16 protein-coding genes are annotated in these 15,036 nt (G+C 59.0%); 6 read left to right on the top strand and 10 right to left on the bottom strand.

Going from position 1 to position 15,036, the window contains the following annotated elements:
* Positions 1 to 8: 8 nt before the first annotated feature.
* The gene (locus tag R3D51_10725) at positions 9 to 398 is read right to left on the bottom strand and encodes a flagellar export protein FliJ (GenBank protein MEZ5899954.1); all 390 of its coding nucleotides are present in this window, start codon (positions 396 to 398) and stop codon (positions 9 to 11) included.
* A 689-nt stretch (positions 399 to 1,087) separates the two neighbouring features.
* On the opposite strand from R3D51_10725, the gene R3D51_10720 reads away from it, so the two are divergent.
* Positions 1,088 to 1,789, top strand: a complete 702-nt coding sequence (locus R3D51_10720; protein ID MEZ5899953.1) for a response regulator transcription factor — start codon at positions 1,088 to 1,090, stop codon at positions 1,787 to 1,789.
* Positions 1,790 to 2,012: 223 nt separating this feature from the next.
* On the opposite strand, the gene R3D51_10715 is transcribed toward R3D51_10720, so the two are convergent.
* Positions 2,013 to 3,482 (bottom strand): OmpA family protein, encoded by a 1,470-nt coding sequence (locus tag R3D51_10715; GenBank protein MEZ5899952.1) that lies wholly within the window; start codon positions 3,480 to 3,482, stop codon positions 2,013 to 2,015.
* A gap of 315 nt (positions 3,483 to 3,797) precedes the next feature.
* Between R3D51_10715 and R3D51_10710 the strand changes: the two genes are divergently transcribed.
* Positions 3,798 to 4,457, top strand: a complete 660-nt coding sequence (locus R3D51_10710) for an MBL fold metallo-hydrolase (protein ID MEZ5899951.1) — start codon at positions 3,798 to 3,800, stop codon at positions 4,455 to 4,457.
* A 7-nt stretch (positions 4,458 to 4,464) separates the two neighbouring features.
* Here the strand turns inward: R3D51_10710 and R3D51_10705 are convergent, their stop codons facing one another.
* Positions 4,465 to 4,821 (bottom strand): hypothetical protein, encoded by a 357-nt coding sequence (locus R3D51_10705; protein ID MEZ5899950.1) that lies wholly within the window; start codon positions 4,819 to 4,821, stop codon positions 4,465 to 4,467.
* 54 nt (positions 4,822 to 4,875) lie between these two features.
* The gene (locus tag R3D51_10700) at positions 4,876 to 5,367 is read right to left on the bottom strand and encodes a hypothetical protein (GenBank protein MEZ5899949.1); all 492 of its coding nucleotides are present in this window, start codon (positions 5,365 to 5,367) and stop codon (positions 4,876 to 4,878) included.
* A gap of 405 nt (positions 5,368 to 5,772) precedes the next feature.
* On the opposite strand from R3D51_10700, the gene R3D51_10695 reads away from it, so the two are divergent.
* Both R3D51_10695 and R3D51_10690 read left to right on the top strand, forming a co-directional pair.
* On the top strand, positions 5,773 to 6,273 hold the full coding sequence (locus tag R3D51_10695; GenBank protein MEZ5899948.1) for a hypothetical protein: 501 nt from the start codon (positions 5,773 to 5,775) through the stop codon (positions 6,271 to 6,273).
* 142 nt (positions 6,274 to 6,415) lie between these two features.
* Positions 6,416 to 6,742 carry a hypothetical protein gene (locus R3D51_10690; protein MEZ5899947.1) on the top strand — a complete coding sequence of 109 codons (327 nt, stop codon included), beginning with the start codon at positions 6,416 to 6,418 and terminating at the stop codon, positions 6,740 to 6,742.
* Positions 6,743 to 6,790: 48 nt separating this feature from the next.
* Here R3D51_10690 and R3D51_10685 read toward each other — a convergent pair whose 3' ends face one another.
* From R3D51_10685 to R3D51_10660, 6 genes are all read right to left on the bottom strand, one after another.
* Positions 6,791 to 7,339 carry a histidine phosphatase family protein gene (locus tag R3D51_10685; protein MEZ5899946.1) on the bottom strand — a complete coding sequence of 183 codons (549 nt, stop codon included), beginning with the start codon at positions 7,337 to 7,339 and terminating at the stop codon, positions 6,791 to 6,793.
* A 118-nt stretch (positions 7,340 to 7,457) separates the two neighbouring features.
* Entirely contained in the window at positions 7,458 to 10,325 is a 2,868-nt protein-coding gene (gene uvrB, locus R3D51_10680; GenBank protein MEZ5899945.1) for an excinuclease ABC subunit UvrB, read from the bottom strand.
* Between the two features lie 106 nt (positions 10,326 to 10,431).
* A complete protein-coding gene (locus R3D51_10675; protein ID MEZ5899944.1) occupies positions 10,432 to 10,983 on the bottom strand; it encodes a hypothetical protein in 552 nt (183 codons plus the stop codon).
* Positions 10,984 to 11,198: 215 nt separating this feature from the next.
* Complete coding sequence (locus R3D51_10670) at positions 11,199 to 11,378, bottom strand: hypothetical protein (GenBank protein ID MEZ5899943.1); 180 nt, start codon at positions 11,376 to 11,378, stop codon at positions 11,199 to 11,201.
* A gap of 121 nt (positions 11,379 to 11,499) precedes the next feature.
* Entirely contained in the window at positions 11,500 to 12,012 is a 513-nt protein-coding gene (locus R3D51_10665) for a hypothetical protein (GenBank protein MEZ5899942.1), read from the bottom strand.
* A 218-nt stretch (positions 12,013 to 12,230) separates the two neighbouring features.
* The gene (locus R3D51_10660; GenBank protein MEZ5899941.1) at positions 12,231 to 12,665 is read right to left on the bottom strand and encodes a hypothetical protein; all 435 of its coding nucleotides are present in this window, start codon (positions 12,663 to 12,665) and stop codon (positions 12,231 to 12,233) included.
* A 334-nt stretch (positions 12,666 to 12,999) separates the two neighbouring features.
* Here R3D51_10660 and R3D51_10655 point away from each other — a divergent pair, with 334 nt between their 5' ends.
* Both R3D51_10655 and R3D51_10650 read left to right on the top strand, forming a co-directional pair.
* Positions 13,000 to 14,202 carry a pyridoxal phosphate-dependent aminotransferase gene (locus R3D51_10655; protein MEZ5899940.1) on the top strand — a complete coding sequence of 401 codons (1,203 nt, stop codon included), beginning with the start codon at positions 13,000 to 13,002 and terminating at the stop codon, positions 14,200 to 14,202.
* A gap of 229 nt (positions 14,203 to 14,431) precedes the next feature.
* Positions 14,432 to 15,016, top strand: coding sequence for a peroxidase-related enzyme (locus R3D51_10650; GenBank protein MEZ5899939.1), 585 nt, complete (start codon positions 14,432 to 14,434; stop codon positions 15,014 to 15,016).
* Positions 15,017 to 15,036: the final 20 nt, after the last annotated feature.

The raw sequence follows: 15,036 nt of genomic DNA, 5'->3' as shown, positions 1-15,036 counted from the left end.
AGCAGGCCCTAGCGCAACATCGCCGTTGTCAGACGTTCAGGGCGTCGGCGATGGCCGATGCGCATTTCTTCGCGAACCTCGCTCTGGGCAGCAAATCGGGCAAATTGCTCAGCGGCCTCATCGCGCTCTCGAATCGCTTCGGCGAGCTTATCGCGCATGGCGTCGTTGGAGGTCCGCAGATTATCGCGGCGCTGGGCCGCCGATTTGGCAAATGTCGAATAGGAGAAGTGAGCGCGATCCCGAATTCCGGTGCGATCTTCTTCGGCCTGGATCTGGCGATCTAGATCGGCCGCCATGGTGTCGAACTCGCGAATCATCCGTTCAAGGTCTTCGACCTTGCGGTTTTTCTCGTCCACCACGTGCTGGCGAATGCGCAGTGCGTTTTCGCGTGCCTTCATCGTTCGATACCCCAAACAAATTCGAACCTACGTTGGTCCTGTACCAAATTCCGTGCCAACGCAGTCAAAAAGCGCTGTGAACTCCAGTCGAATTCCCAAAGTCCGATACTAATTATAGCGATCCATGTCTCTCGACCAAGAGGCGGGAGAAAAAGATGACTTTGAAATTTCATATAACACTCTTCAATTAAGTTGCGGTAAAGCAACGCCATATCATTTGTCGGCCCTACATTCGGCGAATGCCCGAAATTTGCCATTAGCCCCCTAGGGTCAAACGGCGAATTCTGTTAGCTCTTGATTCGTATCGAACTTCGGCCAGAACGTGATCAAAGTGCTGGCCAGCTGGGGTGGGCGCCCTGGCTGGAGAGCGCGCGCGGGCGGGTCGAAGAGTGTCGAGGGGCGCAAGTACCAAAATTGATGTCTTTGCAGCGGGCTATTTTGGCACGAATAGGCGAGTTATGCCTTCTTTTGTGTCAAAGCGAAGCGGTGTGCGTAGGGGGGCGTTTCAAGGATCAGGCAATATTCCTTGAGATTGGCTTTTCGGTCCGGCGAAATGCAAAGACAAAATTAGGGTTTATTAACCTCTCGGCGCTAGATTCCTAACGATGGCTTAGCTCGAAGCAGTTCATGCGTTCTCTTACAGGGCGGAGAGCATACGGGACGCGGACGAGGCACGAGAGGATCGGCGCATGCGGGTACTACTAATCGAGGATGACAGCGCGACGGCTCAGAGCATTGAGCTAATGCTGCAGTCGGAAGGCTTTAACGTCTACACGACGGATCTTGGCGAGGAGGGGGTCGACCTCGGCAAGCTCTATGATTACGACATTATTCTGCTCGATCTGAATCTTCCCGATATGAGCGGTTATGAAGTCCTTAAGACGCTGCGCGTCTCCAAGGTCTCTACACCCATTCTCATTCTTTCGGGTCTGGCCGGCATCGACGATAAAGTCCGGGGTCTCGGTTTTGGCGCCGACGACTATATGACCAAGCCGTTCCATAAGGACGAGCTGGTCGCGCGAATTCAGGCTATTGTCCGCCGCTCCAAGGGGCACGCGCAGTCGGTCATCGAGACCGGCGACCTGCGCGTCAACCTCGACACCAAGACGGTCGACGTCAACGGCCAGCGCGTGCATCTGACCGGCAAGGAATACCAGATGCTTGAGCTGCTCAGCCTGCGTAAGGGCACGACGCTCACCAAGGAGATGTTCCTAAATCATCTCTATGGCGGCATGGACGAGCCGGAACTCAAGATCATCGACGTGTTTATCTGCAAGCTGCGCAAAAAGCTTCAGGCGGCCACGGGCGGAAAGCACTACATTGAAACCGTGTGGGGCCGTGGCTACGTGCTGCGCGATCCAGGTGACGAAGGCGGCATCGAAGCAGCCTGATAAGTTTGCGCCTGCCGGATTGCGGATGCAATTTTCTGGCGGGCGTGTTGGTTCCAAACAAGGGGTGCGGCCTCGGCCGTGCCCCTTGTTCTGTTTTGTGGGCTGCCACCCACAACGCCGGTGCCGGCGATCTTTTCTATTCGGTGATGACGACAGGAGCGCGGTTGCCGCGACGCACTTCGGCTTGCCCACGGCTCACAGAGGTTCACCTACGATTTACGGGTTATTTGATCCGCCGCTCGTTGGCGGGAGCGCTGGTGGAGGCATTCCGGCTGCGAACCTTCGGCTCTAGAACCGAGAACTCAATACGGCGATTGCGAGCGTTTGCGGCATCACTGGTGCCCGAAACAAGTGGCTGCGAAGAGCCGAATCCCCGCGCGGAGATATGGTCCATGTCCACACCGCGATCGACCAAAGCCCACCGAACCGCATCGGCGCGCTTTTGTGACAGAACCTGATTATGGGATCTGCTTCCGCTCAAGTCCGTGTGTCCTTCCACCACGAGGCTGAAGCGGCTGCAGTGCTTGGCGATTTGGGCAAGCTTGTCCAGCAATGGATGGCTCTGGCGGTCGATTGCCGCGGAGTTGGAGCCAAACTGGATCATGGCCTGGCTCAACGCCTCAGAGAATTCGGCCTTGCAATCAGCGATCGGGTCGAGCGTCGACTTTGCCTCCGTCGCAGCAGTGGCAGTCGCAACGATCTGTGCAGGCGTATCGAGCGCCGCCGTTTCGATCCGAGCCGGTTCAGCGTGTTCGCTCGCCGGCTTGATGTTTGCGGCTTCGACCGGAAGATGTGCTCGTTCCTCCTCCTCGACGGCGGCTGGCGTACTCGCGACCATCGTCGTGGGTACGCTGTCGGAAGCTGGAGCTGGACCCGGCACGGGCGTAGCCGAAATAGCTATTTCCTGTTCGGCGTGGTCCGGTTCAGTCTTCAGCTCCTCGTTAGGCGATTGCGTTGCCGTCGCGGCAGGTGACGCATCGGCAATGGCTTCCGGCGCGGCCGGTGGTTCAATCGTGACGGTGCGCGCAGGCTCAGCCTCCGGTTCGGGTGTCTCGGCGACACTGTCAGAATTTGGGTCCGTGGACGTGGCCGAGGTTTCCGAGGCAACTTGAGCCATTTCCGGGTTGGTTGCAGTCTTGTTCGATGGCGCCGGGGGCTGATCGGCCGCCGTCGTCGGCTCAAGTGCCGCCGTGGTCACCGCGGCGTCCGTGTTATCGGCCCGTTCCGTGGCGCCGGTGATGATCGGAGGCGCCGGATACGGCATATTGGCATCGGCGCTCAGATAATAATCGGAGCCGCCGCCATCGCGCTCGGAATTTGCTTGCGCGAGCGAAGCAACAGCTTGCGGCGACAACTTCAAATGCGAGGATACCGCCGCGATAACCGGAGATCTGCCCATCAAAGGCCGCAAGGTCCGGCGCACGATGTCATAGGCAATCACCCGTTCGCTTTCGCCGGGAGCTTCGCCTTCGATAGTCGCAATTCCATCCGAGATAGATACGCGCGCCCAAGTATATCCGATGCGAGAGAGTTCCTGCGTGGCCTCTTGCTCGATTTGCGCGAAGGTCAACTGCGGGCTGTTCGCATGATTGTAAAGGACGGTCAGCGCCGCCGCTGATGCAAAGGTAGCCACAAAAGCTAATGCCATCGGGGGCTTTGAGCGAAGCGGATCGTATTTGCTCGGGCGCGCCATGCGTAAAAATCCTTAGGGCCTGCGAGCGGATGCTGTTGCCCTCAACGGCCTCGGGCGATTTTGAAAGACAATTGCGAACACAGTCAGACATTCGCAAAGGCCTGTGCGTGCAACAATTGTAATGCTGAGGGGATTCTCATTGTTTTGCAAACTGAAGTGCGTCGGCAACAACCGGTTTGCGCATGTTTTTCAGCGCGAAAGCTGAGACGGTTGGCGCGAAGTCGCCTGTTGCGCCTCAAAGAACTTTGCACCATGTGTCCCCGTGGACTACATCGTGCGAGATACGCCCGTGTCAGAAAGCATTGAGGATTACGCATGTCGCAAGCCGCACAGCCCGTTTCACCGCTCAAAGCGGCTATCGTGCAGGTTACGCCTTTCCAGCAAAATTGCACGTTGCTTTGGGATGAAGTCAGCAAGTCAGGTGTGGTTGTCGATCCGGGTGGCGATCTCGACGTGATCGAGCGCGCGATCGCCGAGACGGGCATGAAGGTGGAAAAGATTCTTCTTACCCACGGTCACATAGACCATGCGGGCGGCGCCGATGAGTTGCGCGAAAGGCTAGGTGTGAAGATCGAAGGTCCACACAAGGCCGACATCATCCTGCTTGAAGCTTTGGAGAAGCAGGGCAAGCTCTACCAGATCCCAGGCGTGCGCAACGTCACTCCGGACCGCTGGCTCGACGAGGGAGACACCGTAAAGGTCGGCGGGCATACTTTCGAGATATTCCACTGCCCCGGGCATTCGCCGGGTTCTGTTGTGTTCTTCAACCGCGCTCAGCGATTTGCGCTCGTCGGCGACGTGCTGTTCCAAGGATCGATCGGGCGTACGGATTTCCCGTATGGCGACCATGACGCCTTGATCAGCGCCATCAAGACCAAGCTATTCCCGCTCGGCGACGATGTGGCCTTTATCTGCGGTCACGGCCGCCCGAGCCAGATCGGCATCGAACGCAAGAGCAACCCCTTCTTGGTCTAACCAATACTTAGTAGCGTCGACCGCCAAAACCGAGCTCGATGCATCCGAAAATTCCGCATTCATTGCCGAGACCGCCGCGGCCAACCCACGGCGGGTTGTTATTGTTGATGCTGAAGTCGACCGTCTCGACGCGAAGCGTCTCCGAGCAGCTGCGGCGGCAGTATTCCCAGTGGCCGTCGGGAAGCTGAACCTGCGGCCCAAGATCGGTATTGCGGACGGCGCCGGTGACGCTGCCGTTGCCAAACCGGCTTTCCGCCGTGACATATGCCCCGTCTGGAACTGTGCGCCGAGATCTCGCGTCGGCTGGCTCACAGGCTAGCCCAGTTACGATGAGAGCAGGAACGGCAAAGAGCGCAAATCGCATAGGGTCTCCAGTTCAAACATATTTGCCGGCTCAGCCACCTTGAGGGGCCAAGCTCTATCGGGTCATCGAAATGTTGATCGCCTTGAGCGTTGAGCCGCCTGTAGAGACAGCGACCGAGTGCTGGCGGCCTGAAAGCGACAGCGACAGCGATCCGTTGATGCCGCCGGAGATCGCAAGGCTCAATTTATTGTTGCTGGCGCGGCCGGACACGGTGCCGGACTGGTTATACGTGCGCTCTTCCCAGTTCCCTGACACCGCGCCATCGGAATAGTTGAGATTGGCGCGGAGCTCGATCTTAGTGGAAGAGTTTGCGCAGCGAATTGACAAGCCCAAGGCCGATCCGCCACCGCCGTTGGTGTAATAGCCCTTGCAGCGCAGGCTCTCTTTCTTCCCGCCTTCGAGTGTCGCGGTGCCCGAGCCGTTCCATGTGCCGGCCAACGCCGGAAATGGATTTTCGGCGGCGCGCGCGCCGTATGGCAATGCGCCGAGAACAAGCATCGCACTGAGGGCAGGCAATCGCAAACAAGCAGACGTCGTGCGCAGCACAGCGGATTCCTCCGAGCAATTTTCAGAAAGCGAGGGATTATGGTCTGAGTTGGTGAGTTTGGCGAGACCTGCCAGGGCGATTTGTGTGGCTGAACTGCAACCATGACACACTGGCGACTCTGCAGCCGGGAAGAGAACGGTGTGAGGGTGAGTGTTGTTCCGCCAGTGCCGGGCTGCCGCGAAATAAGGCAGCAGCGTCGGCCGTATTTCCCCATTTGCGACAGCAAAAAGACGCGATCTGGAAGGAACAATAGCGTGCTGCTTCCGAACGGGCGGGGGCAACGGGAAAAACAAAAACCAATCGATCATGGGCCGTGCTGGCCGAACCTGGACGCGTGAGCGGGTGCACCGGGGTCGAGAGCCATCTGGGACTTGGCTGGATGCGGTGACGAGGGAGTTCAAGTGATGCGTATGGTAACGACAAAGGTATTGGGGCTTGCTGGTGGTTTAATCCTGGGCGGCGTCACCGCAAGCACGCTTCTGGCGGCAACCCCCGCTGATCCGCTCGCCTATCTCATGGGACGCTGGGTGGGCAACGCCATTCTCACGACTTCGTCCGGCCCATCGAAGTTCAAGTGCATCGTCACCTATCTGCCGCGCAAGGACGGACCTGGAATGCGCCAGAACATGCGATGCGACAACGGCCAGAATTTCAAATTCCACGCCGCTACGGATCTGAATGTGCAAGACGGCAAGGTCACCGGTGTTTGGAAAGATCCGATCAACGAGATCGAAGGTACGCTCGATGGCACCGTGACGGAGCAGGGCTTTGAAGTGGATCTCTCGGGTCGTTACTTCCAGGCCAAGATGGCGGTTGCCGGCCGTGGATGCGATCAATCAGTAAAGGTCATGCCGGTGCATGCGGATGTGTTCCGCGAACTCGCTGCGACGCTGAAAAAATGCTGATCTAAATCACTACGAGAACGTCGCGCTGGGACCATCTTCTCCACCATTCAGGTGAAGCAGTGGGTTGCGGCGCGCGCTCCGCGTTTGCGGGGCAGTTGGAAAGAAATATGTAAGGGATTTCGTCTTAAGATCGGCATCGATATTGGCCCTGACATATTTCGTTGCAAAGAGCATGTACGCATACAATCCAAGAAAGCTCGAAGCCGACGTCCTTCGCGGCTTGATGAGATTACCTGAATTCGAATTGAGTGGTTTTACTGCGCGCGCCGGGTTGACGGGCTGCGGCGTAACCGTGCTCAAGGACCGAAGCTTCTTTGGAAGCTGGCGCGCGTCAGAGCGGACGCTGACGTGGACCTATGCAAACGGAGGCGGCAGCGTCTACTTCGCTCAAACGGTCGAGCAAGCCATCCGTCATACCATGCTGATGGTGCTGCGTTCGCTCGAAGCCCAACGTCGGGCTGCTGCTTGACATCGCTTGTCACTGTTTGCGACTGGAAATCAAACAGCAGCGACTTAGTCAGAACGACGGCGTAATGCACCGCACCTGCGGCGCTCCCGCTCCGACATAGGCGACGTCTACGAGCAGATCGAACGTGGCCGGATTCCAAGGATCCGGATAGGTGCCGTCTGGTGCACCGAGCGACGCGATAAGGCGTGGTAGATCCGAGTGACGCCAGCAGATGACGCCATACTTACCGGCGAACCTTTGTTCGCGGGAGAGCATGTCGATCACCTCTTCCACGTCCTCGTCTCTGAAGTCTTCGATGATTTCGAGATTACACGCCTGGGCCAATGGCAGAAGCGTTTCGTAGGGCCGGTTGGAGCGCTTGGACTCGGCGGCAGCGATCAGGAAATCGGGTTTGCCAAATTGCTTCGGGATATAGGTCGCGAGGTTTTGCGCGCGCTGCTGTCCCTCGGCGGAAAGGTGCGGGTCGAACTTGTCGCCTGTCTTTTCGCCGTGACGCATCACGATGACGTGGGACGGACCTTGTCCAGCCGCGAATGGTGTGCCCCCGCTTACGCGTGTCCCACCCAGCAATGACCTCAACCAATCGATAAACGTCATATGGTCCCTCACTGGATGTGCATGTGCCTCGCGTTCATGACCGAGGCATTACGTTCCTAGTGCGATCTGTCGACTTGAATGTGGACGTTTGTTGATTTTCGCATTGATGCCGCAGACCTCAGCGTCCGGGCCGTCCGGTCTTCTTGGGTCGGCCTCGGCGTTTGGCTTTCTCGCTGGGATCATCAAACTCCACCGTGCGGGTCGGCAACCGGGGCTTCTCCGGCGCTTTGCCGCTCTTGAGCGGCAGCGAGGCATGTGGGCCCATCTCGTCGAGCGTCGGCTTATGCGGCCCGGCGACTTTCTCGCCGAACGCGCCAGCCTTTGTCCGGCTGTCGATCTTCGGCGCGCGCGCAGGAACAGGTCTGTCGGTGCCGGGCCCCATGTCGTCCAGTGACGGCTTCCTTACCCGCGAAGTTGATTGCGCATATGTCGGCTGGACAGGCTCGTATTCGGTCTTGATGCGCGAGCCGCCAGACGGCTTCTCCGGCGGAAGATTTGCGCTTGCCCCATACTTGCGTTCACCTCGATAGCCGCCGGTCTTATCATCGACGTCGGCCTGACGAGCCAGCGGATCGTCGGCAATGGCAAGTTCCGTCTCGCGCAATCGTTTGATTTCGTCGCGAAGGCGAGCGGCCGTTTCAAACTCAAGATCAGCTGCGGCTTCCTTCATGCGCCGCTCCATGTCCTCGATGACCTTCGCGAGGTTGTGACCGACCAGAGACGCATCCTCTTCGGCCAGTCCCGCATCGACGGTAACGTGATCCTGCTCGTAGACCGATTGCAGAACATCATGGATGTTGCGCTTGATGGTTTCCGGCGTGATGCCGTTTTCGATGTTGTAAGCGACTTGCTTCTCGCGCCGCCGGTTTGTTTCGGCAAGTGCGCGCTCCATCGAGCCGGTCGAGCTGTCGGCGTAAAGGATGACTTTGCCATCGACGTTACGCGCCGCGCGACCAATGGTTTGGATGAGTGATGTCTCGGAACGCAGAAAGCCTTCCTTATCGGCATCCAGAATGGCCACCAGTGCGCACTCTGGAATGTCGAGGCCCTCGCGCAACAGGTTGATGCCGATGAGAACGTCGAACGCGCCAAGCCTGAGATCGCGGATGATCTCGATGCGCTCCAGGGTTTCGATGTCGGAGTGCATATAGCGAACGCGGATACCTGCTTCGTGCATGTATTCGGTAAGGTCTTCGGCCATCCGCTTGGTCAGCGTCGTGACCAGAGTACGGTAGCCCTTCTTTGCAACTTGGCGCACCTCGTCCAGCAGGTCGTCGACCTGCGTCTTTGCCGGGCGCACCTCGACAACCGGGTCGATCAAGCCCGTGGGGCGAATAACCTGCTCGGCGAAAGCACCACCGGTCTGCTCAAGCTCCCATGAGCCCGGTGTGGCCGATACGAACAGCGATTGCGGGCGCATCGCATCCCATTCCTCAAACCGCAGCGGACGATTGTCCATGCACGAGGGAAGGCGGAAGCCGTATTCGGCGAGGGTTGCCTTGCGCCGGTAGTCGCCGCGGAACATGCCGCCGATTTGCGGCACGGTGACATGGCTTTCGTCGGCGAACACCAGGGCGTTGTCTGGCAGATATTCAAACAGCGTCGGTGGAGGGTCGCCCGGGTTGCGTCCGGTCAAGTAGCGCGAATAGTTCTCGATGCCCGCGCAGCTTCCTGTCGCTTCCATCATCTCCATGTCGAAAGTCGTGCGCTGCTCCAGGCGCTGCGCCTCAAGCAGCTTGCCGACGGCATACAATTCATCCAACCGCTGTTTCAGCTCGGACTTTATGGATTTGATGGCCTGCTGCAGTGTTGGCTTCGGCGTGACGTAATGCGAATTGGCGTAGAGTTTCACCAACGCGAGTTCGTCGGATTTTTGTCCTGTCAGCGGATCAAACTCGACGATGGATTCGATCTCGTCGCCAAACAGGGAAAAGCGCCATGCACGGTCTTCCAAATGGGCCGGGAAGACTTCCACCGTATCGCCGCGCGCGCGGAACGATCCGCGGATGAAGTTGGCGTCGTTGCGCTTGTAGTGCAGGGCGACGAGATCGGCGAGAAACTGGTCGCGTGACAGCCGTTCACCGACCCGCACAGTGAACGTCATCGCGGTATAGGTTTCCACCGATCCGATACCGTAGATGCACGACACCGAGGCGACGATGATCACGTCGTCACGTTCCAGAAGCGCGCGCGTGGCTGAGTGGCGCATCCGGTCGATCTGCTCGTTCACCGAGCTTTCTTTCTCGATGTAGGTGTCCGTGCGCGGCACGTAGGCCTCGGGCTGGTAGTAGTCGTAATAGGAGACGAAATACTCAACAGCGTTGTCTGGAAAGAAGCTCTTGAACTCACCGTAGAGCTGGGCCGCCAGCGTTTTGTTGGGCGCCAGGATCAATGCTGGCCGTTGCGTCTCCGCGATGACGTGCGCCATGGTGAATGTCTTACCCGAGCCGGTCACGCCGAGTAGAACCTGGCTCTTTTCGTGCTGGCTGACGCCTTCGACCAGCTCCTTGATGGCCTGAGGCTGGTCGCCCTTCGGGCTGTAGTCGGATACGAGCTTGAAGGACACGCCGCCTTCACTCTTTTCCGGTCGCTCTGGCCTATGGGGCATGAACATCGGCATTTCGCCGGAGACGAGCGGATGGGCTGCGATCATCGGTTGGCGCGCGATGATCTCCTTGGCGCGATCGGTACGCTCGTGCGGCTTGGATAGAATAGCGTTGAGACTGTCTGACAAACTTCCACCGCCCATGGGTGGCGTTGGAGCCCCGACGCCGCGCAGAGCGGGAAGTGACGACAAAACTGCTCTTGCGGATTGAACTGTTCCCGCTTCGGGCGGCACGTCGAACGCCGTTTGCGGCATCTCGGCAAAGCCGAGCGTCGCCGGCGTGCCGGCTGCCGTTTCCTGTGGCGGCGGCGTCGGCTTGCCGGACTTCGGGCGCGAGGGCCGCGGCTTACTGCCGGATTTGGATTTAGGAGGACGAGCCATGGCCGGGAATATGGGGGAGAGCCGGGGCCGGATCAATCGGGCCCGTTGTCAGCCCTGATATTCTCTACAGATACGACTGCTAGAAGACTCATCAGGAGCGTTGCTCTTAGTAGACGTAAGGTGCAACGTTGGGGCTGGAACGATGGAGCGCCACACAGGGCTTGAATGAGTCCGCCGATTTCATCATGACCAGCGCAAGCGCGTCGCGCTCGTCTTGCAGTTCCGCGGGATCCAGCCTGCCTTTGGCGTAGAGACTGGCTGCGTCGCTTGCGAGTTTGACATCGTCTGGCGTCGAGAAGAGCTGGGCCGCCTTCGCCAAGCCAGCATCGCCTTCGCTCCGGTACAGGTCGGTGGTCACGGCACGGCGTTCGGCGAGGTAATGGGCCAAATTATAATTCATGTTGTAGCGCATGCGGTTGTCACACCATCCCGATTGACACGCGCGGGCTGCATCGCGCGCTGCGCGACGCGCAATGCTGGCTTTGATCATCTTTGACGCTGTCTCGCTCGTACTGGTGCTGCTGGCAGCTGGACTTTTGAAGCATTGCACGAGCTCAGGCTCGAACGCCGGACGAGGATTGCCAGACTGCCCCATGACGGCGAGCCCCAATCCCATGCAGATGCCGTACAAGACCGGCATGCTTAATCTGTTAGCCAAGATCGTCGCTCCCTGCACCTTCGCTCAATCCGGACAGGCGTGGGCCGTGTCTGGGTTGTTCCGATTTGACCCGTTGAGCGGGTCTGCGAAGACGGGGGTGCAAGGCCTATGCCTTGGCTGGAGTAGGTCGTGCCGGAAAGGAGGGTAAGGGCCTCTGACGATTAAGGCGGTGGCGAGCACCGCCACGTCGGCGCAGACCGGGATGGCGACTTGTACTAAAGGCCGCGGACAAGGTTGCCGACCATCAGGGTCAGATAGGCAATGATGGCCAGCCAGAATTCCTGATGGGGAATGAAGCGCGGCATGAAGCCGATGCCGACCTTGGTTACGACCGCCAGCACAGCGAACACCATGGCGATGAGGAAGATTAGGAGCGTAGGTGGGTTGAGGCGCATTCCAACTTTCCCGCGGCGGCGATGCGGTTAATCAGGTTAGGCGGCTCGCCGGCTTGAGGCAAGCTGGCCCGGGCGCGCCTTTTTCGGGGCGCGTGGTCCACAAGAGCCAACTCGCAGAAGCTCAGAGGGTTCGGGCCGGACGTCCGGTGACGACCGCGGGCGGAGTTCCCGGGATTTCGATCACGAAACGGATCGAGCGAGCACTCGGGTCTGCGCTGGCATCGCGTGCGGTAACGAGCACAACGCGAGCATTTGCGGAACTTGTATCCACTCGGGTTGTCGTCGGCTTGATTTCGCTGACGGAGGTCACACGATAGTGGCGCTCGGTGCCATCAAGGGTGAAGGTGATGCGGTCGCCAAGCGATACGCCCTTCGACATGGCCACATCGCGCCCCATGGCGGTGAGCCAGAATTCTTCGCTACCGGAAATGGGGATGCTAGCAACGCCCACGTGTTGCGGCGGCACAAATGAGGCTTCAGCGAGCTTCGGCTCCGTGGGCTGCAGGGCGCGAGCGAAGCTTGAGCGAAGGAGGGTTTCGGAGCTTTGGGTCAGGACGGCGGCGGCGCCCCCCAGGATCAGCAATGCTGCTGCGACCGTGGCAGGCTTCAGAACGCGCGTCAGTCCTTGCGACATTCGGTTCTCCTCAAGTTCCTCGGTCTGAGTTTTCGCCCATTTCGTTGCGGCTGTATAGGTCTCTGGCACTTAACAGCTCAACGCACGTTCTATGCTCAACGTTTCAATACAACTAGGACAGAATTATAGCCTTCGGAACCAGCTTCGTGGTGGATGACATAAATCCCTGGGGACTGTTTTTGACGCGATTTGGCGATCAAATTCCCGTGCGTGCCCCATTATTTGGGGCTGTGATGGACAGGACGGCCTTTGGCGTAGGCGCGCCGCATATGGCGCAGAAACGCAAGATTGAACGCCACGAGGATGGAAAAGGCAAACGATAACAATATCCAAGCGGCGCTGAAGCTTGTGCGACGGTAAACGGCGTCGGGTGATTCAGGGGAGCTGGTCGTCGCGATTTCTACGATGGTGCGCTCTTCGGCGGGGTCGCCCACGGCGGGCGCAACCATGCTGCGGAATTGGGCTGCGGGGCCCGGAATTTGCGGGTTGGCGCTCGTAGGAGCACTGTTGAGGGTGACGGTGGCGATCATAAACAGGACGAGAGAAACGCCCGCATCGATGGCAGGCCGGACGAAGAACCAGCGGCCGCGTCCCCGGCGAACCGAGCGGCAGAAGGATCCGCGATCTTCGCCTGTGTGCTTGCTAATCGCCATAACTAGCCTCCCCGCAATAACAACTTCGACTCGCGCTTGAGCCTGACGGGAGTTGAGCGCGTCAGCATGGCGCCCGTTGGCCCACAATGTGGCGGTGGCGGTGCATTAGCTGCTGCAACGCAAGTAAGCGGCGCATGTTGCGGAATGGTATCACGCGACGAACTTACCAAAGCGTTACAGTGAACGGCGGTTTACGCAGAGCTGCCCACCAAAGGCCGTCTTGCGGTGCCGACCCGATGGCAGTAGCTTCCGCGCCGTTTATTTCGCACTAGCGAAATACTCGTAATGGCATATATCCCTCTCATAACCGCTCGAACACGTAAGGCCTCGCGACATGGGCTTCATCGCCGACAGCTTGAACCGCATCCAACCCTCCGCAACCATCGCCGTTTCGACCAAGGCCCGCCAATTGAAGGCCGAGGGCCGCGATATCATTTCGCTGTCGGCCGGCGAGCCTGACTTCGACACCCCGCAGAACATAAAGGACGCCGCCAAGAAGGCGCTCGATGCCGGCAAGACGAAATACACCGACGTCGACGGAATTCCGGAACTGAAGGCCGCCATCGTCGCCAAGTTCAAGCGCGACAACGGGCTCGACTATAAGACCTCGCAAGTCTCCGTCGGTACGGGCGGCAAGCAGGTGCTTTATAATGCGCTGCTGGCTACGCTGAATCCGGGCGACGAAGTTATCATGCCGGCGCCCTGCTGGGTTTCTTATGCCGACATCGTGCTGCTGGGCGGCGGCAAGCCGGTGTTCGCGGAGACGCGCCTGGAAGACGGCTACAAGCTGCAGCCGGAGGATCTGGAGAAGGCGATTACGCCTGCCACCAAGTGGTTCATCTTCAATTCGCCATCCAACCCCACCGGCGCGGCCTATTCGGCCGAAGACATCAAGAAGCTCACCGATGTGCTCCTGAAGCATCCCAACGTTTGGGTGCTCACCGACGATATGTACGAGCATTTGCTCTATGACGGGCTGAAGTTCGCAACCATCGTCGAGGTCGAACCCAAGCTGTTCGACCGGACCCTCACCATGAATGGCCTCTCGAAGGCCTATTGCATGACCGGTTGGCGGCTGGGTTATGCCGCAGGCCCTGAGGTGCTCATCAAGGCGATGTGCAAACTACAGTCCCAGTCGACCTCTAACCCGTCCTCTATTGTTCAATGGGCGGGCGTGGAGGCGTTGAACGGTCCGCAGGACTTCATCGCCAAGAATAACTCAGTGTTCGTTCAGCGCCGAGACCTCGTGGTCTCGATGCTCAATCAGGCGAGGGGGCTCGTTTGTCCCAAGCCGCAGGGCGCATTCTATGTCTATCCCTCTTGCAAAGAGGCGATAGGCAAGACCAGCGCGGCTGGCGTGAAGATCAATAGCGACGAAGATTTCGTCACCGCGCTTCTTCAGGAGGAAGGCGTGGCCTGCGTCCATGGCGCGGCCTTCGCGGGATCGCCGTCGTTCCGGATCTCCTATGCAGCGTCAACCGAAAGCCTCGAAGAGGCATGCAAGCGCATCCAGCGTTTCTGCGGCAACTTGAAGTGAGGCGTTGGTGGGCGCAGACGGGAGACCTTCGTCTGATAAGCCCGCGATGCCGGTGACGACCGATCTTGAAGAGCGGCAGGCGCGCGCGTCTTGCCGCTCTTGTCGCTTCTGGCGCGCCTCTTTAATCCTGACACTTGCCGCCCTAGCGGCGACGTGGTGGTTTAAGCCCTGAAGGTCATCGTCTTGGGCTGCACGCGCACGCGCACCCGGAAACTGAGAAGAGTGTTCCATGACCCATCCGCCCATCAGCCATTTTCCGGTCCCCGAGCTTTCCGGGCTGCCGGAAGACATCCGCAGGCGCATCCTCGGCGTACAGGAAAAGAGCGGTTTCGTGCCCAACATCTTCTTGGCGCTTGCATATAGGCCGGATGAGTTCCGCGCCTTTTTTGCCTATCACGACGCACTGATGGAGCGCGACGGAGGATTGAGCAAGGCTGAGCGCGAGATGATTGTGGTGGCGACGAGTGCCGCTAACGAGTGTCAGTACTGTGTCGTCGCGCACGGCGCGATCCTGCGCATTCGCGCCCGCAATCCGCTGATCGCCGATCAGGTTGCCACCAACTATCGTAAGGCCGATATCACACGGCGCCAGCGTGCGATGCTCGACTTCGCGATGAAGGTGGCAAAAAACGCCCAGACCGTCGAAGAAGCCGACTTTGTCGAACTCGCCACGCACGGCTTCTCCACCGATGACTGCTGGGATATCTCGGCTATAGCTGCCTTTTTTGCTATGTCGAACCGGCTCGCAAATTCGATAAGCCTGCGTCCCAATGAGGAATTCTACGTATTAGGACGCCAGCCGAGGGAAGCTTGACAGGTTCAAAAAGGGCCGCC

The sequence above is a fragment of the Hyphomicrobiaceae bacterium genome, from assembly GCA_041397645.1.
Classification (GTDB): Bacteria; Pseudomonadota; Alphaproteobacteria; order Rhizobiales; family Hyphomicrobiaceae; genus Hyphomicrobium_B.
This window is presented reverse-complemented; position numbering and strand designations above follow the sequence as displayed.

Excerpts from the sequence above, each read along its gene's own strand:
- R3D51_10715 (MEZ5899952.1), bottom strand. The coding sequence starts at position 3,482 with ATGGCGCGCCCGAGCAAATACGATCCGCTTCGCTCAAAGCCCCCGATG.
- R3D51_10650 (MEZ5899939.1), top strand. The coding sequence starts at position 14,432 with ATGACCCATCCGCCCATCAGCCATTTTCCGGTCCCCGAGCTTTCCGGG.
- R3D51_10725 (MEZ5899954.1), bottom strand. The coding sequence starts at position 398 with ATGAAGGCACGCGAAAACGCACTGCGCATTCGCCAGCACGTGGTGGAC.
- R3D51_10695 (MEZ5899948.1), top strand. The coding sequence starts at position 5,773 with ATGCGTATGGTAACGACAAAGGTATTGGGGCTTGCTGGTGGTTTAATC.
- uvrB (MEZ5899945.1), bottom strand. The coding sequence starts at position 10,325 with ATGGCTCGTCCTCCTAAATCCAAATCCGGCAGTAAGCCGCGGCCCTCG.
- R3D51_10705 (MEZ5899950.1), bottom strand. The coding sequence starts at position 4,821 with ATGCGATTTGCGCTCTTTGCCGTTCCTGCTCTCATCGTAACTGGGCTA.
- R3D51_10660 (MEZ5899941.1), bottom strand. The coding sequence starts at position 12,665 with ATGGCGATTAGCAAGCACACAGGCGAAGATCGCGGATCCTTCTGCCGC.
- R3D51_10670 (MEZ5899943.1), bottom strand. The coding sequence starts at position 11,378 with ATGCGCCTCAACCCACCTACGCTCCTAATCTTCCTCATCGCCATGGTG.
- R3D51_10655 (MEZ5899940.1), top strand. The coding sequence starts at position 13,000 with ATGGGCTTCATCGCCGACAGCTTGAACCGCATCCAACCCTCCGCAACC.
- R3D51_10710 (MEZ5899951.1), top strand. The coding sequence starts at position 3,798 with ATGTCGCAAGCCGCACAGCCCGTTTCACCGCTCAAAGCGGCTATCGTG.
- R3D51_10720 (MEZ5899953.1), top strand. The coding sequence starts at position 1,088 with ATGCGGGTACTACTAATCGAGGATGACAGCGCGACGGCTCAGAGCATT.
- R3D51_10665 (MEZ5899942.1), bottom strand. The coding sequence starts at position 12,012 with ATGTCGCAAGGACTGACGCGCGTTCTGAAGCCTGCCACGGTCGCAGCA.
- R3D51_10685 (MEZ5899946.1), bottom strand. The coding sequence starts at position 7,339 with ATGACGTTTATCGATTGGTTGAGGTCATTGCTGGGTGGGACACGCGTA.